The organism is Bacillus sp. FSL M7-0307, assembly GCF_038627835.1.
In the GTDB taxonomy this organism is placed as follows: Bacteria; Bacillota; Bacilli; order Bacillales; family Bacillaceae; genus Bacillus; species Bacillus altitudinis.
The window spans coordinates 807,961-831,938 of record NZ_CP152023.1; the positions used below are offsets into that span (position 1 = coordinate 807,961).

Annotated in this window: 21 protein-coding genes; 16 read left to right on the forward strand and 5 right to left on the reverse strand. The window is 40.6% G+C overall.

Annotated elements, in window-relative coordinates; genetic code table 11:
* Nucleotides 1–56: 56 nt before the first annotated feature.
* The gene (locus MHI41_RS04005; protein ID WP_146271633.1) at nt 57–1,565 is read right to left on the reverse strand and encodes a helix-turn-helix domain-containing protein; all 1,509 of its coding nucleotides are present in this window, start codon (nt 1,563–1,565) and stop codon (nt 57–59) included.
* Between the two features lie 701 nt (nt 1,566–2,266).
* Here MHI41_RS04005 and MHI41_RS04010 point away from each other — a divergent pair.
* The 4 genes from MHI41_RS04010 to MHI41_RS04025 all read left to right on the forward strand — a co-directional run bounded on the left by MHI41_RS04010 (nt 2,267) and on the right by MHI41_RS04025 (nt 10,564).
* Nucleotides 2,267–8,425: a SpaA isopeptide-forming pilin-related protein gene (locus MHI41_RS04010; protein ID WP_282834004.1), complete on the forward strand. Its 6,159-nt coding sequence runs from the start codon at nt 2,267–2,269 to the stop codon at nt 8,423–8,425.
* A gap of 126 nt (nt 8,426–8,551) precedes the next feature.
* Nucleotides 8,552–9,049 (forward strand): class D sortase, encoded by a 498-nt coding sequence (locus MHI41_RS04015; protein ID WP_234717174.1) that lies wholly within the window; start codon nt 8,552–8,554, stop codon nt 9,047–9,049.
* The gene (locus MHI41_RS04020; protein WP_282834005.1) at nt 9,042–9,368 is read left to right on the forward strand and encodes a hypothetical protein; all 327 of its coding nucleotides are present in this window, start codon (nt 9,042–9,044) and stop codon (nt 9,366–9,368) included. Before MHI41_RS04015 ends, MHI41_RS04020 begins: the two co-directional genes overlap by 8 nt.
* A 383-nt stretch (nt 9,369–9,751) precedes the next feature.
* A complete protein-coding gene (locus tag MHI41_RS04025; protein ID WP_050827064.1) occupies nt 9,752–10,564 on the forward strand; it encodes a hypothetical protein in 813 nt (270 codons plus the stop codon).
* Nucleotides 10,565–10,604: 40 nt separating this feature from the next.
* Here MHI41_RS04025 and MHI41_RS04030 read toward each other — a convergent pair whose 3' ends face one another.
* The 3 genes from MHI41_RS04030 to MHI41_RS04040 form a co-directional block, all read right to left on the reverse strand.
* Complete coding sequence (locus tag MHI41_RS04030) at nt 10,605–10,919, reverse strand: multidrug efflux SMR transporter (RefSeq protein ID WP_050827065.1); 315 nt, start codon at nt 10,917–10,919, stop codon at nt 10,605–10,607.
* Entirely contained in the window at nt 10,920–11,264 is a 345-nt protein-coding gene (locus MHI41_RS04035; protein WP_017358819.1) for an SMR family transporter, read from the reverse strand.
* An 80-nt stretch (nt 11,265–11,344) separates the two neighbouring features.
* Nucleotides 11,345–11,923 carry a TetR family transcriptional regulator gene (locus tag MHI41_RS04040; RefSeq protein ID WP_008341700.1) on the reverse strand — a complete coding sequence of 193 codons (579 nt, stop codon included), beginning with the start codon at nt 11,921–11,923 and terminating at the stop codon, nt 11,345–11,347.
* A 164-nt stretch (nt 11,924–12,087) separates the two neighbouring features.
* On the opposite strand from MHI41_RS04040, the gene MHI41_RS04045 reads away from it, so the two are divergent.
* From MHI41_RS04045 to MHI41_RS04075, 7 genes are all read left to right on the forward strand, one after another.
* Complete coding sequence (locus MHI41_RS04045; RefSeq protein ID WP_008341698.1) at nt 12,088–12,636, forward strand: VanZ family protein; 549 nt, start codon at nt 12,088–12,090, stop codon at nt 12,634–12,636.
* The gene (locus tag MHI41_RS04050; protein WP_116307647.1) at nt 12,633–13,118 is read left to right on the forward strand and encodes a DUF6884 domain-containing protein; all 486 of its coding nucleotides are present in this window, start codon (nt 12,633–12,635) and stop codon (nt 13,116–13,118) included. Before MHI41_RS04045 ends, MHI41_RS04050 begins: the two co-directional genes overlap by 4 nt.
* A gap of 129 nt (nt 13,119–13,247) precedes the next feature.
* Complete coding sequence (locus MHI41_RS04055; protein WP_008341695.1) at nt 13,248–13,877, forward strand: rhamnogalacturonan acetylesterase; 630 nt, start codon at nt 13,248–13,250, stop codon at nt 13,875–13,877.
* A 316-nt stretch (nt 13,878–14,193) separates the two neighbouring features.
* Nucleotides 14,194–15,234: an NAD(P)/FAD-dependent oxidoreductase gene (locus MHI41_RS04060; protein WP_024720272.1), complete on the forward strand. Its 1,041-nt coding sequence runs from the start codon at nt 14,194–14,196 to the stop codon at nt 15,232–15,234.
* A gap of 75 nt (nt 15,235–15,309) precedes the next feature.
* The gene (locus tag MHI41_RS04065; RefSeq protein WP_046527474.1) at nt 15,310–16,914 is read left to right on the forward strand and encodes a helix-turn-helix domain-containing protein; all 1,605 of its coding nucleotides are present in this window, start codon (nt 15,310–15,312) and stop codon (nt 16,912–16,914) included.
* 111 nt (nt 16,915–17,025) lie between these two features.
* Entirely contained in the window at nt 17,026–17,952 is a 927-nt protein-coding gene (locus MHI41_RS04070) for an ABC transporter substrate-binding protein (protein ID WP_017366861.1), read from the forward strand.
* Between the two features lie 12 nt (nt 17,953–17,964).
* Entirely contained in the window at nt 17,965–19,680 is a 1,716-nt protein-coding gene (locus tag MHI41_RS04075) for an ABC transporter ATP-binding protein (RefSeq protein WP_269379346.1), read from the forward strand.
* A 55-nt stretch (nt 19,681–19,735) separates the two neighbouring features.
* Here the strand turns inward: MHI41_RS04075 and MHI41_RS04080 are convergent, their stop codons facing one another.
* Complete coding sequence (locus MHI41_RS04080) at nt 19,736–20,062, reverse strand: YnfA family protein (protein ID WP_008341684.1); 327 nt, start codon at nt 20,060–20,062, stop codon at nt 19,736–19,738.
* Nucleotides 20,063–20,416: 354 nt separating this feature from the next.
* Here MHI41_RS04080 and MHI41_RS04085 point away from each other — a divergent pair, with 354 nt between their 5' ends.
* From MHI41_RS04085 to MHI41_RS04105, 5 genes are all read left to right on the forward strand, one after another.
* Nucleotides 20,417–20,983, forward strand: a complete 567-nt coding sequence (locus MHI41_RS04085; RefSeq protein WP_008341682.1) for a sigma-70 family RNA polymerase sigma factor — start codon at nt 20,417–20,419, stop codon at nt 20,981–20,983.
* Nucleotides 20,980–21,738, forward strand: coding sequence for an anti-sigma factor (locus tag MHI41_RS04090; RefSeq protein WP_008341680.1), 759 nt, complete (start codon nt 20,980–20,982; stop codon nt 21,736–21,738). Before MHI41_RS04085 ends, MHI41_RS04090 begins: the two co-directional genes overlap by 4 nt.
* A gap of 99 nt (nt 21,739–21,837) precedes the next feature.
* On the forward strand, nt 21,838–22,335 hold the full coding sequence (locus tag MHI41_RS04095) for a hypothetical protein (RefSeq protein ID WP_138825397.1): 498 nt from the start codon (nt 21,838–21,840) through the stop codon (nt 22,333–22,335).
* An 89-nt stretch (nt 22,336–22,424) separates the two neighbouring features.
* Nucleotides 22,425–23,432, forward strand: a complete 1,008-nt coding sequence (locus tag MHI41_RS04100; RefSeq protein ID WP_268356824.1) for a zinc-binding alcohol dehydrogenase family protein — start codon at nt 22,425–22,427, stop codon at nt 23,430–23,432.
* Between the two features lie 13 nt (nt 23,433–23,445).
* Entirely contained in the window at nt 23,446–23,976 is a 531-nt protein-coding gene (locus tag MHI41_RS04105; RefSeq protein WP_017366866.1) for a YfiT family bacillithiol transferase, read from the forward strand.
* Nucleotides 23,977–23,978 lie beyond the last annotated feature (2 nt).

A 23,978-nucleotide genomic window follows, 5' to 3' on the forward strand; every position in this document is an offset into this window, starting at 1 on the left:
TACAGAACCAAAAAGCTGCTTGAGCATGTCTCAGCAGCTTTTTTTTATGATGAACATTAGTTTGTCATATCAACCAATCTGCGGTGCAAGTTGTCCAATTCTTTTTTTGTTGGAAAAGAGCTGATCAGCAGCGTGGATCGCCCGAACTGAAGAGGAAGCTCAGTATCGGTCACAATCATATCAATCCCAAGTTGATCCATCGTGACATCATTTAACGTATTTTCTGGACTTGTGAAAATGTGAATGAGAGGAGGCACACTTAATTTAATTAAATCAGCAATAAACAAACTATGATAATAGCCTAATGTTGAAGTAACAAAAATGTTTAGCGCGTTTCTCCGTTCCATCTCCAAATGAACAAGTCCTCTCCATGAAGATGTAATCATACGAATCAATTCCCGTTCATTTTTCACAAAAGAAGCGAGGATATCGTCTGTTTTTAACTCTTGGATGATATGACTAATCCTCGAATAGAAGTAAGGAAACTGTTTTTTCACCTCTGATAAATAGCTCGATTTCTTTTTGAAAAGGAATCCATCTCTCACGGTAATTTCATTGGAATACACATAATATTGGAGAAGAACGAGTGTCATCACCTTACGATTCGCTATTTCTTGATGAAAAATCGACTCCAACTGGGTGATAAATGAATGAATGGCATCATAGAGGCGTGGTGTATGTGACTGAAAGAACGTCAATTTTTCTTCGACAGTTTCAATTGATTTAAAGTGCCCAATAGCTGGTTCGATCAATAGCAAAAAGACAAATTCATGGTGATCCAGCGTCACATCAAATACGTCTTTGGTCATTCGACAGATGTGCTCTTCCCATCTTTTGATTTGATCATAGATCCCTTTAGCTGTAGAGGTTTGTTTTTCTTCATTCATTGAGTACGTATATTTACGGCTGATTGTAAAACCTTTTCGCATTCGGTGAATGGAAACGCCGAACCACAGGCAGTATTTATCTATCGCGACATCTGGTACATTGACTTCGAGCACCTGAAATAGTTCTTGTAATAAATGAACTGCGTCTTGTTTTTGAATATCATCAAATGGCCAAAGGCGGCTTCCATACACTTCAAATAAAAATTCAACAAAGAATTGACGAATCTCCTTCTCATTCCCATGGAACTGCATACTATCTGGGCGTAACTCGATGTCATAGGATGTAAGGATCGAGTTGATTTTATGAATCGTGTTATACAATGTGGATCTACTGATATTAAGCGTTTCCATCCATTCATAGAAAGATCTGTTTTCTTCAAAAAAAATGCCGTCAATCAATCGAATTTCAATCGTATCCTTTAGAATTTCTTTGATATAGTAATCCACTCGTATCGTCTGCGTATTACAAATGGATATACCTTGTCTTGGCTTTATGTGGATTAACGGTTCTCCGTTCTCGGTTTGGAACGATTTCATTTGTTCTAAATCGCTTTGAATGGCACGAACCGAACCGATATGTTCATTCGATATCTCTTGAAGGCTCCACCACTTATTTTTGGATACAAGCAATTTTAAAATGTTTATCCATCTCTTTGATTTATTATCAATGAGCTCCATCAAACAACTAACTCCTTCCTTTGGCTTGCCTCTATATATTATGAAGTTCAGATGAAGAACATTTGAGCTCAAAATAGGCATGAAATGATTGTAATGTTTTGCCTAAATCGTTTTGTCTTCACTTTTGATGATATAAGAGAAAAAAATTAGACGAAAACAAATGTTATTCACTGATTCTCCATATATTTCTTTTAAAAGGTGATAAGTATGCCATGAATCCTATAAAAATGGATCATTTTGTTTATTTTTTTGCTGCTCAAACGGTAAATGTAAGAATAAAAAGCATCGGCTTTTTGATTACCATATGGAAGGGAGTAGAAGGAATGCGATCTATATGATGCTGAACTATCTCACCATACATACCATATGAGTCATGCTTTTTTTATATGAACGTTCTATATGTGAATACATGCTTATATATGCATGTACTAATCATTTGTTGTTCATTCCAGTATAAATAGAAAAATTCACATTTATTCTTTTCATGTTCCCTCTCACTATTCCCCATTGCTATAGACCCCTATCCAGCTACTATATCTACTACTCATGATGACCTTTCAAACTCATGATTGATCAACTCATTTTATACATAGGGTCTTAAGGTGCAATTTTTAGAAAAAATTTAATCAGAAGCGGAGTGATTGATCAGACAGTACACAAATGATTTTTTAATCGTTGTTGAAAATTAATTGTAGAAAAGGGTGGATGTATTGAAAAGAATATTGTCGCTGGTACTGATGACCGTGTTAGTCATACAGTCTAGTATATTAGGAGTCTTGCCTTTATCAGGGGCACAAGCTAAAGACATTCAAGAGAATATTTATGGAAATATTGAGTTTGCTGATAGCGAAGGCAACAAGTTACCAAGCATAGAAGATCAGCAAGTAAGAAAGGCCATTGTGCATTGGTCTATCAAAGGAATTGATCTCAAAAAGCAATATCCGTATGTTCTCTCTCTTCCTTCAGCCGTTCAGGTAGAGAAGGAGCAGAAAGAACGATTGACTGTCGATGATATACCTATTGGTGAGTATACCGTTTCTAAACAAAACGAAGTGACAGTTACATTTTATGAAGATATTGAGCTTGATCCGAATTTAGAAGGATCTATAGATATTGACGTCACCAGTATAGCTGAGAAAAAAGAGAAAACAAAGCAAAACGAGCGTGAAGAAAATCTTTCAAAAGACGATTCAACCTCATCGCAGAAAGACAATGCTGCTAACAATCAAGAAGCAGCGCAAACGACACAAAACGATGAAGATGAGTTACTAAAAAACAAAGTGAACGTGTCTAAGCGTGTAGGGCTGCAAAGTGTTTCCAAACAAATGCAGATACAAGAAAATCTCCTTACTGATGCCAAATTAATTTTTGAAGATCAGGAAGGTAATTCAGTTGATAAGCCTGACGTCAACTCATTGATTTCCATTAACTATAAGTGGGCCATCCCGAATGGTCATAACTATAATGGCGGGGATGAATTCCATTTCAAGGTTCCAGAGGAATTAGTGATTTACGAAAAAATCGATCGTCTCGAGATGAAATTTAATCAATCGACCATCGGTTATTTTTCTGTAGATGAAAGCGGAAATGCCTCCATCGAGTTCACAGATTTTATTAAACAATATTCAAATATCCAAGGAACACTTCAAGTATGGACACAATTAGATAAAAAAACAGTGATCACTGAAGAAAAAGAAGTGGTGATTACCCCGATTGAAGGCAAAGATACGATATCGATCCCGATTCAATACATTCCAAATGGTCCAAATGTCTCTAAAAAGGGAGAACCCAATCGATCTTACAATGCTGAAACCATTCAATGGACAGTCGATTTTAATATGGACTTAGATGATGTCAAACAAGCGAAACTGTTAGATCCGATTCAAGAAGGTCAAGCGTTAAAAAAAGATTCAATCAAGCTTTATCGTGTAGATACAAAGCTAAATGGTGAAACATCGCTTGGACAGCTGCTTGACGAAAATCACTACACCATCGGCCAAACAGCAGATGGTCAAGATTTCACGATCGAATTTAAAGATGACGTGCATCTCGCTTACCGTTTAATGTATGAAACGGACATTACGAATCAAGATCAGTCTGCATTTCGTAATAAAGCCTCCCTTGTCTCTGCTGATAAAGTGATTAGTTCAGCAGAAGGAACCGTGAATGTGACAAGAGGCAGCCCTTTAAATAAAAAAGCCTCCCACTACGATCCAGTCACACAAACGATAACTTGGGAAATTCGGTATAACTATAATGAAAAAAAGCTGGCTCAAAAGGACGCTTTAATAGAAGACTTCTTTAATGGCACACAGGCGCTAATATCTGACTCAATTCAAGTCAAAGAAGTCACAATTGACCAAAATGGTAACGAAGCAGGAACAAAAGCATTTGAAAATTACGTGGTTCAACCTCAAACAAAGGATGAACAAAACGGGTTTACCTTGCAATTCAATCAAGAAATTCAATCGGCTTACCTGATCACATATCAAACAAAAGCAACCGAGCGAATTTTCGAAGCTGAAGACATTATCAATACTGTAACAGCTGGCAAAGAGAGCGAACAAGGGAAGCAAAGAATTGATCAGCAAATCCTAACGAAAAATCAAGGAACACCGAATTACAAGAACAAGACCATTCCATGGCATATCACCTTCAACAAAGATCAACAAACCATGAACAACGTAATATTAAAAGATACGTTCACAAACGAAGGATTGACGCTGCAAAAAGATAGTTTAAAAGTGACGACAGGTAATACAGTGCTTGAAGAAGGCACAGATTATCAAATCGTTGAACATGCAAATGGATTTGATATTCAATTTACGAAAGAAATCAAGACCGAACATACCGTCACATATACAACGTCTTTTGATTATGAAAAAAGAGCAGATAAAGATCAAAAGAACCTGCGTAACCATGTAAAACTTGAATGGGTAAATGAAGATGGCGAGGATTTGACGAAGGAAAACCAATCTGTCTTTACGCCTGACACATACACGCAGTCAAATGGGTTCAAGAACGGAACATATGATGCAAAGAAAAAAGAGATCACATGGAATATCGGTGTGAACTATAATTTGAAACATCTAGAAGAGGCGAAAATCGAGGATTTCATTCAAGGAAATCAGCGTTTGCTTAAAGATTCAATTATCGTCTACTCGCTTGATTTACAAGGCGGAGAAAATGGAGCAGAAGAAAAAGAGGTATTAGCAAAAGAACATTATGACATCAAATTCCTTGAAAATGAAAAGGGAGAATCAGGCTTCGAAGTCATTTTCAAACATGCCATTGATTCCCCATACAAAATCACGTATCAAACAAGTGTTGAAGGAATGGATTTAGTACAGAAAACATACGAAAATAAAGCGACCCTTTATGATGGAAAGACGAAAGAATCAGACGTGAATGCTGTGGTGTCCATTCCAAATGGAGGAAAATACACGAGCAAATCAGGAAATCAACAAGGGAAAGTCATTGATTGGAAACTGAATATCAACTTTGGTCAATCAACAGTCCAAGATGCGACGATTATAGACCATCCGAGCAGTAACCAAGCCATAATAGAAAACTCATTTCATCTCTATTCGACAACAATAGATGAAAAGGGGCAAGTGACCAAAAAGGATGAGCTGGAAAAAGGGAAGGATTATGAACTAGACCTTGAATTCGATCCAGATTCTTTTCAAATCAAATTTAAAGAAGAAATCACGAGACCCTATATTTTAGAATACCAATCTCTCATTTTAGATAAGGTGGGAAGTACACTTCAAAACGAAGTAACGTTTAGAGGTGAAAATGTAAAAGAAATCAAAAAGGAATCCGAAGCCTCAATTGTGGTCAAACGTACCGCTGGCATGGGAGATGGCACAGGAGCGATTGGCGCTTTAACCATTCATAAGGTAGATGCGAGTAGTGGAAAAGCGCTAAAAGGAGCAAGCTTTTCTCTGACAGATGCTGCGAGCGGTATCGTCATTGGAACAAAGACAACAGATGAAGAAGGAGCTCTTCGATTTGATCGTCTTCTGTATGGTGACTATATCGTGACAGAAGAGAAAGCACCTGATGGTTATTTGAAAACGAAGGAACCGATCAATGTCACGATTGATCAGCCTTACGAATCAGGAGATCAAGCAAAAACAGGAAATAGCATGACGGTGCAAAACCAAGAAATCCGCCAGCATGTGAAACTTACGAAAAAAGATAAAGAAACGGGTACGGCATTAGAAAATGCAGAATTTGAACTGAGAAATGAATCTGGAGATACCGTCCAAACCCATTTGAAAACGGATGAAAAAGGAGAAATCCTTTTCAAACATCTTGAGCCAGGTTCTTATTACTTTGTTGAGACAAACGCACCGAAAGGCTATCAATTAAATCAGCAAAAATGGCCGTTCACCATTAAAGAAAATCAAACAGAAACAACGGTTGTCACCGCAGTAAATGACATCATCAAAGGCTCCGCTGAATTGAACAAAATAGGTGAAGGTGGAGAGAGACTAGAAGGTGCACAATTCAAGCTCTTAGATCAAGATGGGCATGAGCTAAATGGTGCGCTTGTCACAGGAGAAAATGGCAAGATCACGATAAACGAACTAAGACCGGGTACGTATCAGCTCATTGAAACAAACGCACCAGACGGTTATGTATTAGATGAAACACCCATCACATTTGAAGTACCACTCGATCCAAAAGAACCAGTCATCATTTCACAAAAGAACCTCTATGAAACAAGTGGATTAGAAGTGATGAAAGAAGGGGAAGATGGCAAGAAGCTTCAAGGTGTTCGATTTGAAGTCTTGAATCAAAATGACAAAGTCGTGCGTAAAGATTTGACAACAGATGAAGATGGAAAGCTGTTGGTCGATCACCTCAAACCGGGCAAATATCAGCTTGTAGAGACAGAGAGTATTGATGGTTATCAAAAGAAAAATAAACCTGTTCCTTTTACCATCGAAGTAGCACAAAAAACACCGACAGAGATCAAAGTGATCAATGATCTCAAAACTGGAGCTGTCCAGCTCACGAAGCTCGGTGAAAAGAATGATGTGCTTGAAGGAGCAGAATTCAAGCTAGTAGATGCAAATGGAAAAGAGATAAAAACAGGTCTTGTCACAGATGAGAACGGGAAGATCATCGTCAACGATCTGAAACCTGGAACCTATCAGTTTGTTGAAACGAAGGCGCCATTCGGTCATGAGCTTGACGAAACACCTGTCACTTTTGCTATGCCATTTAACCCTGAGAAGCTGGTCAGTGTGACAAAAGAAAATAGCCGCACAACTGGCGGAGTGCTGTTACACAAAAAAGGTGAAGATGGGAAATCATTAGAAGGGGTTGTCTTTGATCTATCTGATGCCAAAGGAAAGATAGTGGCAGGAGGAGAAGGGATTACAACCAATCAGGATGGAAAGATTACCTTCACAGGTTTAAAACCTGGAACCTATCAATTTGTTGAAAGAAAGAGTCTTGAAGGCTATGAATTGAGTGCGAAACCACTTGTCTTTGAAGTTGAATTAGGTCAAAAAGAATTGATTCAAGTGGAGGCGATCAATCAGCTCAAGAAAGGTTCTGTAGAACTCACAAAAATAGGGGAAGAAAAAGAAAGATTGAAAGGCGCAGAATTTACACTTTTCAATGACAATGGTAAAGAATTGCTGTCAGGTTTGACAACCAACGAAAAAGGCATCATCACTGTCAACGATTTGAAACCAGGTGCTTACCAATTGGTTGAAACGAAGGCTCCTTTTGGACATCAACTTGATGCAGAACCAGTAGACTTTCAGATTGATTTCAACCCAAATCAACTGGTGAAAGTGACAAAAGAAAATATTCGCACGACAAGTGCTGTGAAGCTTCAGAAAAAAGGGGAGGATGGTCAGTTGCTCGCTGGGGTGACCTTCGATCTGATGGATGAGCATGATCAGCGTATTCAGAAAGACTTAAAGACAGACAAAAACGGTCAACTGACAGTCGATCAACTGAAGCCAGGAACCTATCGATTTGTCGAAACAGCAAGCATTGCCGGCTATGAATTGGATCAGACACCTGTCTCATTTACGATTCGTTTAGGTCAAGACAAACCAGCAAAAGTAGAAATGATCAACAAACTGACGCCGGGAGCAGTGGAACTGACCAAAGTGGATGCTGAAGGACACACGCTGGAAAACGCAGAGTTTGCTCTTCAGAGTAAAGACGGGAAAACGTTGAAGAAATCACTTGTAACGGATCAAAAAGGAAAGCTTCACATCAACGAACTAAAACCGGGAGAATATCAATTCGTTGAAACGAAAGCGCCTCACGGCTATGAATTAGATGATCAGCCGATCCGGTTTACGATTGAGAAAAATCAGCAGAAGCCTCTTCAAGTAACAGCGAAGAATCACTTGATTTTAGGAAGTCTGCGTATCATAAAGGTAGACCAGCAGACTGATAGAACCTTAAAAGGTGCAGCCTTCGACATTCGTACAAAAGCCGGGAAAATCATCAAATCTGTGACAACAGGAAAAGACGGAGAAGCCATTGTCAAAGGGCTTAAACCTGGTGAATATACACTCACAGAGACGAAAGCTCCAAATGGTTATGTAGCGTTAAAGAAACCACTCGCTTTTACAATTCAAATGGGCGAAGTGGAGATCAAGACATTGATTGTAAAAAATGCTCCAATGAAGAATGAAGAGGACCACACGAATCCTCCAGCCTCAGATCAAGGGGATCAACATCCACCTCATGGCTCAAACTCAAACGGGGAGCTGCCAAAGACTGGGGAAGAATGGCTTCGTTATTTGATGTATGCAGGGATTTTACTAGTAGTGTCTGGAACTGTTCTTCTTGTTGTCAGAAGAAGAACCATTCAGTAAAAGGAAGGAACGAGTGTATTGATGAAAAAAAGAACCTTATTAGGCAGCTTTTTGGTGGTCGCGGGACTAATGCTAATCTCCGTTCCTTTTCTATATGAGTGGCGAACTTCTCAGGAGACAGCAGCCATGGAACAGGCATTGAAAATGATTGAAGAAAATGACAGTGATGCCCTTTCTTCTATTCCACATTTAACTGTGTCAGAAGAAGACCTGCGAGATACGATGGAGCTTGAGATCCCGTCAATTGATTTAAACGAAAAAGTGCTTCCTGTTACATCAAAAGAAAATTTAGGTATTGCACTGACTCAAATTAAATCTCATCAAATGCCAGGTGAAGGAAATTTCACGATTGCAGGCCATAGAGGGTATAGAGGCGATCGGCTTTTCCGGCAGCTTCCAGAGGTACCTAAAGGAGCAAAAGCCGTCTTACGTCATCAAGCTGAAACATACGAATATAAAATTGTCAGCTCTGCTACGATAGAACCGACGGATGTAGATGTATTAAAGGATCGCGGGATAAAAGAACTGACATTGATCACTTGTACACTTGATGGCCAGAAACGCTTTGTCTTAAAAGGAATACGAATCAATGCTTCAAAGGATAAGCAACCGTCGGATGTATAACACCAACATAATAGATGATGGGTTCGATGGAAAAGCAGCGTTCACGACCGACATGTTACACCAAGTGTTATCAGAGCATTATCCCACTTTAAAAAACGAATGTTGGGATGTGGATATAGATACAATTCGGACTTCGCCTATTCTTCATCCTTTATTAAGAAGAAAGCTTCCGATAGGTATTGAAAAATTCACATGTGTTTTGTTCACGCAGCAGACAGGGTCCTTTGGAGAGCCTTTGATTGTGTACTTTTTATTGGATGAAAAAGGCGAATCGATTTACGCAATGGATCTCTTGCTTGAGCAGCATGATCCGCATTAAACGAGAAATAAAAAAGGAAGGGCTTTGATTAACGGGTTCGGTTTTAAGGTGGGAAAATTGTATTAGTCATATAATGAGGACTCTAATTCGTATATGAATTGGAGTTCTTTTATTTGTTTATATGAAAGAGTACGAGCTATCGTCAAGACCTGTGCAGAATATATGGAGTATAGTGAAAGCGAAGTCGTTGATATGTTGTTGCTCCATATTTTAGATGAAAAAGATTTTATAAAATGGATTGAAAACAGACGTAATCATCGGCGGATTGTGGTTAAACGGACCAAAGAAGACCATCTCGATTTTATCCCTTTCCCTGTTTCTTCGGAAAAACTCTGATAAAATTCATTTAGATATCCATCATTAGTAGGTGTGGAGGTAAAAGAATGTTAAAAGAAGACCCTGAATATATTTTTCGTCATGATGCACGACCAGAAGCTGTTCATGATTTAGCCGACGTAGATGAAAATTCCACAGAGTTGTTAATCACAGGAAAAACAAAAAATATTGAAAGGTTGAACTCTTTTTCTAACCTGACGAAATTGTGGATTTACAAAGTGGGCCAAAAGGAATTCAATACGATCTTGAGCTTAGTTAACCCTAAAATGCTCTATATGCGTGAACTGAGAGTAGAAGATTTATCAATCATCAGTTCTCTTCAAGATGTTGAGGTATTGGCAGTTGAATGGAATACAAAGGCACAAAGTTTATGGGATTTATCAAAAAATACTTTTTTGAAATCTTTATCCATAACAGATTTTTCAAAGTTGAATGACATAGCTCCTTTGCAAAAAAACACTGGTTTAGAATGGTTGCAATTGTCAGGTGGGATTTGGAATTCATTAAACTTAAATACTCTACAACCTTTAAGATACCTCAAGAATTTAAAATATCTGTGCTTATCAAATATAAAAGTGAAGGACGAGTCTTTAGAGCCAATATCGGCATTAGAGGGACTCAAGGAACTTGACATTTCAAACCAATTCCCGACAGAAGAATATGCTAGATTATCCGTCACCCTTCCAAATACGAAGTGTGATCGTTTTGCACCATACATCTTTTTATCAAGTCCTATTGTAGATAAAGATGTAATGGTAATTGGAAAGCGGAAACCGAAATTAAATTCAAAAGTCGATGTGAAAAAGTTACAAAAATACGAAGAACAATTTAAAGCGTACCAAGAAAAGTATATAAATTAACTTAAAAAGCAATGGAATAGATTTTCCATTGCTTTTTCTATTACGCAAACAACTTCAGCCCAACGACGCCAATCACAATCAGCAGCAAGCTGAGGATACGAATCATGTTTTTCGGTTCTTTAAATAGAATCATATTAAACAAGACAGAGCCCGCTGTTCCAAGTCCAATCCAGACCGTATAGGCAACGGAGACTTGAACGGAAGAGAACGAGGCGTACAAAAACAAAAAGGATAAGGCAAATCCGCCGACAAATAACATGCCTGTCGTGATTTGCTTTTTCTTACTGAACATATTGAGGCCAATGGTTCCGCCAATTTCGCAGGCAGAGGCCAACAGTACAAAAAACCAGCCCATTTATACCGCTTCTCCTTTCTGCTCATGTGCATCTCCATCAGACACCTTCAGTCCAATAATTCCGAGAATTAAAATGCCCATAAATAAGAGCTTTTCTAATGAAAACGAACCGCCGAACAGCGCATAATCCATCAAAGACGTACCAATCGTTCCAACTCCGGCAAACACGGCGTACACGGTCCCTGTCGGCAGCTTCTCGCAGGCTTTCATTAGAAAATAAAAATCAACCGGGATCAGGCAGATAATGATCGCCCACTCCCACACAGCATCTGCTTTATTTAAACCAAACACCCAAAGTAATTCAAATAAACATGTGAGTGCGACATACATCCAGCTTTTTTTCATCGTATTTCCTCCTAAAACTTAAAACTGACGATTCGTCATTTTGAAGCCAAAAAAGAGCGTACAGCAAGTGCTGTACTAAGTTAAGGTGTTTCTATGCCGAGTGCGTAAAGAAGGAATTGCTTGACCTCTCGCTTTTGAATTAGAACCTCTTCTGTATCTGTTTCTGTAAATAAGTACATTTGCTCAGCTGATGATTCAAGTAAACCGATAATGAATTTCGCAGCATATTGACAGTTCAAGTTCGCACGTACTCTTTTGTCCTGCTTTGCCTTTTCTAAAAAAGAAGCGACCCATTTGTAAATCGGTTCATAAATATCTTCCCATTCCTTTAAATGCTCGGTGGCAGCTAAACCTGAATACGTCAGGGCAAGGACATCACGGTATTGCCTTGTGAAAGAGAAAATAAATTCAACTAGCGCATCTGCTTGATCAAGTACATCCGCATGCTGTGTGAGTTCCTTTTCAATGGCAGGTACCATCTGTGCGATCAGATGTTCAGCGATGGCAGGCATGACAGACAGCTTTGAAGGAAAATATAAATAAAAAGTCCCTTGCGCAACACCTGCTGTTTTCACAATATCCGATATGGTCGTCTTTTCAATTCCCTTTTCTTTAAAGGCATCAATCGCAGCAAGCATAATTTTTTCTCGTTTTGACACAGGATCACCGACCTTAAAATGACTGAATGTCAGTCAGTATACCGAGAAAATGACGATTTGTCAATATCGCATGGATTGTGAGAATAAGTGATGAATAGATACAGAAAAGCTTGAATAACCTGTAATATGGTCAAGCATGACGTGAGAAAGGGGCAGCTATTTGTATGACATCCAGTGCTATGTTTTCAATGGCTTATTTTCTTCTGCTCGTCCCGTTCTATCTAAATATGAGATATAGACTGGCAAAAAAACAGCAACGTTTTATCTATTTACGAACAGAAATGGTCCTTGCTTTTCTATTTGTATATACGAATGTTCTCTTTTATTTAACGGTCTTTCCGAATCGCTTTTCGGCACCAAAAGATCAAGTGAGCGTCAATCTGATTCCCTTCCACTCCATTCAACAAAACCTACACGCCTTTCAGCATGGCTATCCAAACCTTGTCTTTTTAAATTTGGCAGGGAACATTCTCTTATTTGTGCCGCTTGGTTTTTTTCTATATCAAGCCTTTCGGACATGTCGCTTTCAAAAGGCGGTGCTGGCTGGGTTGATCTTGTCAGCGATCATCGAAATCCTTCAATGGATATTCTCACAATCTGGTATGATTACAAGAAGCAGTGATATAGATGATATGATCTTAAATACACTTGGAACGGCACTAGGCTGTATCGTCTATGTAACGTACCGGCGAAGAAAGGAGAATAAGAGATGAAGCGAATATGTATCATCCCGTGCGGCGCCAAGAAAATATGGGACGTGAATCCAGAGGCAGGAAGCCAGCCAGCGGGTCTCGTCTACTTGAGTCCGCTGCATCAGCGAACAAAAATCTATGCTCAAACATTCTTTTCAGACTGGATGATCTTATCCGCAAAGCACGGATTCCTAAAGGCGGGGGACATGATTCATGAAAATTATGATGTGGCATTTGGCAAACCGCACAAGGAACAGGTGACACGAGAAGAACTGAGTCATCAATTTGATGAAAAAAATCTCGCCGCATATGATGAGTTAGTCATACTAGGCGGAAAGAAATATCGGAAAGTGATCGATCCTTTATTACAGCCTCACCAAAAGGCGAATTATCCGCTCGCTCCCTATCAAGGCATTGGCTATATGCTTCAGGCATTAAAGAGAGCGACTGAGACAAAAATAGAACTTCCGCCGCATATTTCATACACTCATATCTCCTCGTAAGCAGGGTTTTTAGCACAAAAAAGAGAATCATTGAATAAGCGATGTGAATGGTTTCATATCTTTTCAGTAGCCACTAGCGTCTGCATCGCTCTTGACGAGGTGGCTCAATGAAAAAGGAGGCGTATGAACATGACAACCATCTATTTAGCTGGTGATTCAACCGTTTCATCTTACCCGGATCGTCCTGTTCAAGGAGGATGGGGAGAGTTTTTACACCGTTATACAGCGCATGATGTCAAAGTCGAGAATCGGGCGATCGGTGGAAGAAGTTCAAAGACATTCATTGAAGAAGGACGCCTTGATCAGATATTGTCCGTCATTCAGCCGGGAGACTGGCTTTTCACACAAATGGGACACAATGATGCTTCTAAGGAGAAGCCAGAGCGTCATACAGAGCCTTTTACAACGTATAAAAGTTACTTGTCACAATATATTCATGGAGCAAGGGCAAAAGGGGCAACACCGCTTTTGTTAACCCCTGTCGGACGTTTTCATGAGAAAGACGGAGAATATATCAACGATTTTCCTGATTACTGTGCCGCGATGAAAGAACTAGCCGATGAAGAAGAAGTTCTTCTCGTTGATTTAAATACAGTTAGTCTCCAGTTTTATCAAATTTCCGGCATAGAGAAAACGACGTCTTTCTTCATGTTGTCGACAGGCATTGAGGATCGCACACATTTTACGAAAGAAGGGGCAGATGCGATTGCAAGGCTTGTCTCTCTTGAATTAAAGGACCTCGGTTTAACGATTGTGTAACGAAGACAAAGGGCTAAAATGAACTTTATTTTAGCCCTTTGTCTTCGTTTCAGCGTGATAGAAAACCTTTGCAATCTAGGAAGGACGAGTACTGGAGCGGAGCGAATTTGACATTCGTGAGCACCGGAACGCAGGACTGACAAAGAATGCGAGGGTTTGTCTACACGCTGACAGGACGAGTAAATGCTCGTCCTGTTCTTTTTTTATAGAAAGCTATTGATTCCCTTTGCTACAGTAGACTACAATAGATACATATGATAATGAGAATCAATATCAATGATAAATAGATCATTCAATGAAAAACGGAGGGACTCAAATGACAGATCAGCTTGAATTGTTTGACGTCACCATTATTGGTGGCGGTCCAGCAGGAATGTACACCGCCTTTTATAGTGGGATGCGGGATTTAAAGACGAAGGTACTGGAGTATAACGAAAGTCTTGGCGGAAAAATCCTTCTATATCCTGAAAAAGTCATTTGGGATGTGGGCGGTTTGCCGCCAACAAGAGGTGAACAGCTGATTCAGCAGCTAGAAACACAGGCGAAAACATTTGAACCAGAGATTGCGTTGAATCAAAAAATCACGCAATTCGAGCGGGATGAGAATGGTCATATCCTGCTGACGGCTGAAAATGGGGATCGTCATTTGACAAAGACCCTCATCTTAGCCATGGGTCACGGAATTCCAGTTCAGCGAAAACTTGAAATCGAGCATGCAGACCGTTATGAGGTAACAAACCTTTATTACACCGTGCAGGAGCTAAAGACGTTTGCAGGAAAGCGGGTAGTCATCTCTGGAGGCGGAGATTCAGCTGTTGATTGGGCAAATGCCCTCGTTCCAATTGCTGAAAGTGTGACCGTTGTGCATCGTCGTGATATGTTTGGCGGACATGAAAAAAACGTCGCCAACATGAAAGCATCTAGTGCTCGCATTCTCACACCGCATGAACTCACAGAGCTTCATGGTCAAGGTGACAAAATTGAAGCCGTCACCATTCAGCACTTAGAAACAGGCGACATCGAACGAATCGAAACCGATGCTGTCATCGTCAACCATGGCATGAAAGGTGATTTAAGTGTTCTATCAGAATGGGGACTCAAGCAAGGTGAGTGGGGACTCATCGAGGTCAATGAAAAGATGGAAACCAATTTACCTGGTGTCTATGCAGTTGGCGACTTATGCACACATAAAAGTAAAGTGCGTTTAATTGCCGGTACGTTTGTTGATGGAGTTAATGCACTCAATAGCGCAAAGCTATACATCGAACCAGAAGCAGAAAAAGTAGCGTACGTGTCTTCACATAATGAACGCTTTAAAGAGAAAAACAAAGAATTACAAACGGCTGGAGCGCGATAATCACCATTCAGTCAGACATTGAAGTGCTAAAATGGTTTATTTTAGCACTTTTTTATATGGAAGGAGAAAGAGAAAATGACCGCCTATACTCATACAATTCTTCGCATGAAAGAAAGCAGTAAACGATCTCTTTCTGTGAAACAAACGGACTCATGGCAAACATCTTCACTTATGTTCTTGACAACGGACGGTGCGGTGAGCCTTGACATGGAAGGAATTCGATATGAGCTAAACGCCAAAGACAGTGTATTGATCCGCTCAGGTATAGATGTCATGATTCAATCTTTGTCCAGCGAGCAAGTGGTGATCTATACTGTCACATTTGACCAATTCACTCTGGCACATGATGCACAAAATGAATTGGTCTATAAGGTGAATCACGATGACCTCCCTGATAACGGTGAAGTGGTGAAAGGCTCTGCCGTCCTTTTTTCTTACATCAAACAAATACAGACGAGCCAAATCGTACAAGAACAGGCGAAATGGCTGGAAGAAATCATGTTCATTTTCCGCAAACAATCCAAGCCATACAACGAAAAAGTGCATTATTCGATTAACATGATCTTGCAGTATATGACTGCACATTATAATCAAAAACTAACAAGAAAAGACTTAGCTCATAAGATGGGGTTTCATGAAAGTTACTTTTCTACCTTTTTCAAACAAAGTATGGGGATGAGTGTGACAGAATACATTGCACAAATTCGAATAGACGAAGCCAAAAAACGTCTTTTACAAACAGACGATCAAATTCAAATCATAGCACGGCAAGTCGGGTATGCAGACAGTTTATATTTCAGCAGGAAGTTCCGTCAAAAAACAGGAAGAACGCCCAGTCAGTTTCGAATGAACCGAAGACCAGAGCGGATTGCTGCTTTTCAATTTGTCGGGTCATTGGTCGCAATAGGCATTGAGCCTGTTTGTATTGACGAAGAAACCTATCTCCATTCAGATATACTCAAAGAACATCTGGCCAGTTCGCTCGTCATAAATGAACACACGCCTGATGACGTCTTCAAATCACTTCAATTAGATGTCATCATCGTCCCTAACTATTACTATTCAAAACCTGCATTGATCAAGCGGTTGGAGCAAATCGCACCAGTTCTTGTTCTGCCATACGTCGGTCATCATGCTGTACAAGAGGTACTGTCTATAGGACGCCTTTTAGGAAGAGAACACGAGGCAAACGATTGGGTGAAACGATTTGAACAGCTTAGTCAACAGGCAAGAAACAACCTGTCTTCCTTTAGAGAAAAAGGCGAGACCGTTGCGATCTATGAAATGAGAGGACATGACAAAGTGTATATGTGGTCCTATGAGGCAAGAGGGGCCTTCTATCTTTACGAAACGCTTGGCTTAAAACCTCCAAAAGCCATTTTAGAAGAAGTTCTTCTTCCTAATCAACATACAGTCATTCCTTTAGAGAGACTTGGAGAATACGAGGCGGATCATATGTTTTTTATTGTCTCTGACCAATATGGGTGGTATAAGCAAATGGACAAGCGAATGGAAGAAAGTGATGTTCTTCGTCAATTATCGGCTGTGAAAAATGGTACCTTTTATCCAGTAAAACTGGAGGAGTTTCGATTTGATGAAGGAGAGCGTGCACTTCTTTTGATGGACCGGTTTGTCTCTCAATTGACACAGCCAGCCTATCCAACAATTGTCCATATGTAAGTTGCGAGAATCCTCCATAGACCACTACGGGTGAGGTTGATAGAATACATGAGACTAGTAATTGATAACTATTCTCATTTGTAGTGGCGAAAATGAAGGAGGAATATGGAGATGAAAAAGACGTATTGGATATGTGCTGTCATTCTTCTAATGATATTGACGGCCTGTGGCAATAAAGAACAAGCCAAAACAGCAGAATCAAAGCAAGAAACGAAAACGGTTGAAACAGTGAAAGGAAAGATAGAGATTCCAGCTGAACCTAAACGAATTCTCGTAGATGGATATTTAGGGAGTGTGATTGCACTTGACGTTCAGCCTGTTGGATCGACCACGCAGGATTTAAAGAACGTACACTTGAAAGACAAGATAAAAGGAATAGAGGACATCAGTGACGAGCGTTCAGCTGAAAAAGCACTTAGCTTAAAGCCTGATCTGATTATCACAGCAGTACAGGATGAAAAAGTCTATGATGTGTACAAAAAAATAGCCCCTACCATCGTGTATCCTTACGGCTCTTTCAAAGATGCGCATGAAGAATTGACGACACTGGCAAAAGTTTTAAATAAAGAAGAGGAAGGAAAAGCATTCCTTACCGCCTTCGATCAACGAATCGAGGCTGCTAGAAAAAAAGTGAAGTCTGCTTTAAAAGAGAATGAAACGGTCTCGATCATGGGCGCTTTTAAAAATGATGTCTATGTATATGGTAACGGAATTTACCGAGGCGGGCAGGCATTATATCAGCAATTACAGGTAAACCCGCCAAAACAGGTCAGAGATACGATTTTAAAAAGTAAGACAGGGTATGAAGTCATTTCTTATGAAACCCTTCCTGAATATGCAGGAGATTACATTTTCATTGATGAAAGCAACGGCGGAACATTTGATAAAAACAACTCTATTTGGAAGAGTCTAGAATCTGTCAAAAAAGAGCAGACCTATCAAATGGATACAGAGTTCTTCTGGCCTTACGATCCGATTGCAGTAGCAAATCAGGCGGAAGAGTTTGCTGACATATTGACAGAAATGTCTGATCGGTAGGAGGTCTGTCAATTGTTAAAGCGTTTCTTCTCATACTACAAACCATATATGGGGCTGTTTATATTAGATTTTTCCTGTGCAGTACTGGCAGCCTTACTCGAATTATCCTTTCCCCTTGCCATCAGTAAAGTGATGGACGATTTGCTGCCAAATGGTGATTGGGATGCCATTTGGTTTTGGGGCATTCTGCTCCTCAGTTTATACGTGATCAGCTCTACGATGCATTATGTCGTGACCTATTTTGGGCACAAATTAGGCATTAATATAGAAACGGATATGAGGAATCAGCTATTTTCTCATGTGCAAAGAATGTCCTTTCGCTTCTTTGACAAAAAGAAAACGGGAAAACTCGTGTCCCGTATGACAAATGATTTAATGGATATTGGTGAAATTGCGCATCATGGCCCGGAGGATTTATTTATCGCGATCATGACACTCACGGGTGCCTTTGGCTTGATGCTGTCGATTAATTGGCAGCTGGCAGTTCTCACATTTATTGTCGTTCCATTCTTGATCGGATTATCCGTCTACTTTACGAAAAAAATGTCTGCTGCTTTTGATAAAATGTTCTCGAGTATTGGTCAATTCCATTCACGTGTGGAAAACAATATTAGTGGCATACGGGTTGTGAAAGCATTCGGAAATGAATCACATGAAATGGACCGATTTATTGAACATAACGAGCAATTTAGAAAGACAAAGCTAACCACATATCAAATGATGGCTGTGCATACCGCTGTCAGTCATTTTCTTATTAAGAGTGTGACAGTGTTTGGCCTTGTATGCGGCGCATGGTTTGTGCTGCAAAAAAATATGACGTATGGGGAATTTGTATCATTTGTGCTATTAACAGGCATCTTCTTAGGACCCATTCAACAAATCAATGCAGTCATTGAAATGTATCCAAAAGGTGCAGCGGGCTTTAAACGATTTGCATCACTCATCGATCAATCACCTGATGAAAAGGATGCGGATGATGCCATTGAAGTTGATCAGTTGAAAGGGGATATCGTTTTTGAGCACGTGTCTTTTCAATATGAATCAGACAAACCGGTTCTTCATGACATCAATCTTGAGGTGAAACAAGGAGAGACCATTGCGGTCGTAGGTCCCTCTGGTGCTGGAAAATCGACGCTTTGCAGTTTACTGCCACGCTTTTACGAATGGCAGGAGGGAATCATTACAATTGATGGCATAGAGACAAGAAAGATGACACTGCCTTCGCTGCGTAGACAAATTGGTGTCGTCCAGCAAGATATTTATTTATTCCATGGGACCATCCGAGAAAACATTTTATACGGAAAACTCGATGCATCTGATGAAGAAGTGTGGCAGGCAGTGGAGAAAGCCCAACTGAAGGATCTTGTAAATAGCTTGCCAAATGGGCTTGATACGATCATCGGTGAACGCGGAATGATGTTATCTGGCGGACAAAAACAGCGTATCTCCATTGCACGTATCTTTCTTAAAAATCCGCCAATTTTTATTTTAGATGAAGCCACATCTTCTCTGGATACGGAGACAGAATCCTTTATTCAGGGCTCACTTGAAGAACTATCTGAAGGACGAACCACGTTTATTATTGCGCATCGCCTAGCGACCATCCAGCATGCTGACCGGATTGTAGTTTTAACAAAAGAGGGCATCAAGGAGCAAGGCAGGCATGAAGACCTGCTGGAAATGGACGGGATGTACCGGCGTTTGTATGAAACACAGTTTAGAATGTAAAAGAGGAAAAGCCGGCATATTGCCGGCTTTTTAGCGTGTGATCATCATCCGACCATTAACTGCGGGGGGCAAATAACATCACACTGACACCAGCTAAACAGATCAAAGCACCCACCCAGTCGTACAGATCAGGGGTTTTGCGATCGACCCACCAGCCCCAAAACACAGCGAGAACGACAAAAACACCGCCATAGGCCGCATAAACCCGCCCAAAGGTCGGGAACTGCTGGAATGTAGGAATGACGCCGTAAGCGACCAAGATGAGGCTACCTGCGATTCCGTAGCTGACGGGTTTTGCTTCACGCAGCCACAGCCAGACAAGATAACCGCCGCCTATTTCAGCCAGACCAGCTAATAAAAAAAGAACAATCGTTACAATCATTTTCGGACACTCCAGTTCTCCTGTTTCGTTCTATTATGACATGATGAAAGGATGCGTTCTACCTGATGTAAATTGAGAGCCTGACGAGAGTTTGCTAAAATCAACTGAACAGTGAATGAAACACATGCATTCTTGACTTTCCTTGAGGTGGGTGATCCAAATGGTCAATCCATCCGTTTAGTAAGTACATTCTCATGAGGAACACATTTCCTTTTTCAGCGCTCTTTTTTTCTCCTTGAAAAAAGAGTAAAGTACAAAGGAGGCTTATCTCAGCAATTTGAGTGATGAGCCATACGTGAAGATTTCATGATGAATGCATAATGCTCTTTCTCATGAAAAAGGAAGGAGATGACCATGGACACACTGAAGGATTTTGAGCTGTATCACAAGATCAAACATGATCGACACAAGCCCTCGCTTGAAATATTGTATGATCGCTATGAACGTGTGTTATATTCGTTTATTTATAAAATGACTGGAAACCGTGAGCTAGCGGAGGAAGTGCTTCAAGAAGTCTTTATCAAGCTCTGGCGCGGCATAGGAGAATACAATACAGATAAAGGGAAATTTTCCTCATGGTTATTTATGATGTCACGAAACACGGCAATTGATCTATTAAGGAAACACCGAAATGAAACAGCTCTTGAAGATGAGCATATTGAATACTTGGCAGATCATCAAGAAGATGTGTCAAAAGAAGTAGAATGGAACGAAGAAAAACAAATCATACGTGAAGCAGTATCAACATTGTCGAAAGAACAGCAAACCATCATCGAAGATGTCTATTTTAAAGGAATGACACAAAAGAGCATTGCGGAAAAACTTGGCATTCCTATTGGAACGGTGAAGGGAAGAGTTCGATTGTCATTGAAGCATTTACGAACGAAACTGTCTCGCGGAGGAAAGGAGGAAGAGGCATGACTCAGTGTAAACATCAAGTCATTGATTACTTTAACGGGCATTTACAAGGAGAAGAAAAGGCGCAGTTTGAAGAGCACATCAAACATTGCTCGGATTGCAAAGAAGAGCTTGAAGAACTGACATCGCTCATGTCTGATATTCCGTTTCTAGCAGAGGACGAAACGCCTCCCGCAGGGATGAAAGACCGCATTTTATCCAGGGTATTTGAAGAAGAGATACGAGAGACAACAATCGCTGCAACATCGAACCCGCCTCAAGATCTCAAAATAGTTCGTGATGCAAATGAGATGAAACCGCCAATGAAGAAAAAAAATCAATGGCTTTTGCCTCTCGTTGCCGCACTGCTTCTCATTTCTGCAGCTGGGAACGTGTATTTCTTAACAAATGGAACAGATCAAGCAGAAGAATCTATCAAAGTTGTTGCGACAAAATCACTGGCATCTGCCGAATCAGCAAAAACAACGGGTGCTTTTTCAGTGATTGAGCATCACGGCAAAAAAGAGCTTGTCGTGAGTGCCGACGGATTAAAAGATCAGCTTGATTCATCAGCTGTTTATCAAGTATGGCTCATTAAAGGAGATCAGCCTGTTCCGGCCGGTGCCTTTAAAACAGATAGCAAAGGGGAGGGCACCGTCACCTATGCGTTATCTGAAAAAGAAGCAAACGAATCATGGGATACTGTGGCTGTCACCCTTGAACCAAAAAAGGATAACAAGCTTCCGCAAGGTCCTGTCGTACTGAGTGCTGCATTTTAAGCTTGATTCATGAAGGATGCCTTTTTCAGGGCATCCTTTTTTGATAGGCAGAAGGAACCTTATGACAAATGAGACGTACTACATATAGAGGTGAGACACATGCAGCGATACATAGAAAAACAACTATTTCTCTTATCAGCTAGACACGTATTTACCGCATTTTATTTTTTGGTGATCCCATTCATTATAAAAGACCTTTTTGAATCAACTCCTTTATTTATGGTCATGATCGCTCTTTTTATCATTCATCATCTAGTGACAAGTATCGTATGGTTTTATAAATCGAGAAACATTCGAAAGCGCCAATCAGGTGACCTAACCAAACGGGGACATCTCGTTGTCCAGATCGTGCAGAGGCTCGAACAGCTCATGATGCTCGGTTTTGTGATGTTATTGATCAGTGGATGGATGCAGGGAGACATTGTAACGCTATCATTCACAATTTTTCTGTTCATCGTCGTTTTCTTGCAGCACATTCAGTTTTATTATGTTCAGTACTTTTTTAAATCGAGCGGCTGGTTCACCTATGTCCTCTCTTTACAAAAGGCTCGTCCTTCTTACATAGTGAGGGAACGAAAGGCTTTGAAGAAATCCTAAATGTGCAATCGCTTGCTGACTGATCCATCAGCATCAGAAATGTATGATAAAATGTGGAAAAGAAGCATGGAGAAAGGGAGTGCGAGCGAGTGAAAGCAGTTGGATTATTTGAGTATTTGCCAATTGAGCATAAACAAAGCCTGATCGATCAGGAGGTGGCAAAGCCCAAAGCAGCTGGCAGGGATATTTTGGTGAAAGTAGAGGCTGTGTCGGTGAATCCAGTGGATACAAAGGTGAGGTCACCGAAGAATCAGAAGGAAGAAGAACTGAAAATTCTTGGCTACGATGCAAGCGGTACGGTGGTGGAAGTAGGTGAAGCGTGTACGTTGTTTCAGCCGGGTGACCACGTCTATTACGCAGGAGATATCACGCGACAAGGCTCAAATAGTGAATACCAGCTTGTGGATGAGAGAATTGTGGCGAAAAAGCCTGCAAATCTCTCTTTTGCCGAAGCAGCTGCCATGCCTCTTACAACAATTACGGCATATGAAGCGCTATTCGACCGAATGCATATGAAGCGGAATGCAGAAGGCTCGACCCTGCTGATCATCGGTGGTGCAGGCGGAGTGGGCTCCATTGCCATTCAACTCGCCAAATTAGCGAAAGCAACTGTGATCGCCACTGCTTCAAGACCTGAAACAAATGAATGGTGTCTCTCATTAGGGGCTGATCATATCATTGACCATCACGAGCCGCTCTTAGCGCAGCTTCAGGAAAAAGGGATTGGCGAAGTGGATTACATTTTATGCTTAAATGATACAGATGGCCATTTCAAAGGTATGGCAGAAGCGATTAAACCTCAAGGTACGATCTGTACCATTGTTGAAAATCAGCACCATTTAGACATTCAATTACTCAAAAATAAAAGTGCTGCATTTGTATGGGAATTCATGTTCACACGGCCGATGTACAAAACCTCGGATATGATGAAGCAGCACGAGCTTTTAAAAGAAGCGAGTACATTATTTGAAGAGAAGAAGTTAAAACATACATTAACAAAGGTGCTCAGCCCCATCAATGCAGTTAATTTGAAGCAGGCACATCAAACACTTGAGCAAGGGAAGATGATAGGTAAATTTGTTCTAGAAGGATTTTAAGGAGGGGCAGCAAATGACGACGTCATTACAATATCCGATTGGCTTATATGAACGGGTGGACCAACAAACGAAAAAGCAGCTGGAGGCATGGATTGATGAGCTGGCACTCATTCCTCAAAAGTATGAAGAGGCAGTTGTTCCATTGACAGATGATCAGCTGGATACCCCATACCGGCCAGGTGGATGGACCGTTCGTCAGCTCATTCACCACGTAGCCGACAGCCATCTGAACGCCTACTTGCGATTTAAACTTGCGCTGACAGAAGAAACACCGCACATACGTCCATATGATCAGGAAGCATTTGCTTCACTTCCTGACAGTAAGGCGTCTATCAGTCTATCGCTGCCGTTAATCAGCAGTCTGCATCGCCGATGGGTCACATTACTTCGCGAGATGACAGAGGAAGATTTCAACGCTGCATATTACCATCCAGCCGATCAACAAACGGTGTCCTTATATGATGCAACAGGAATGTACGTCTGGCATTCACAGCATCATCTTGCCCATATCACGGAATTAATCAAAAGAAATCAGTGGAAGTAAAG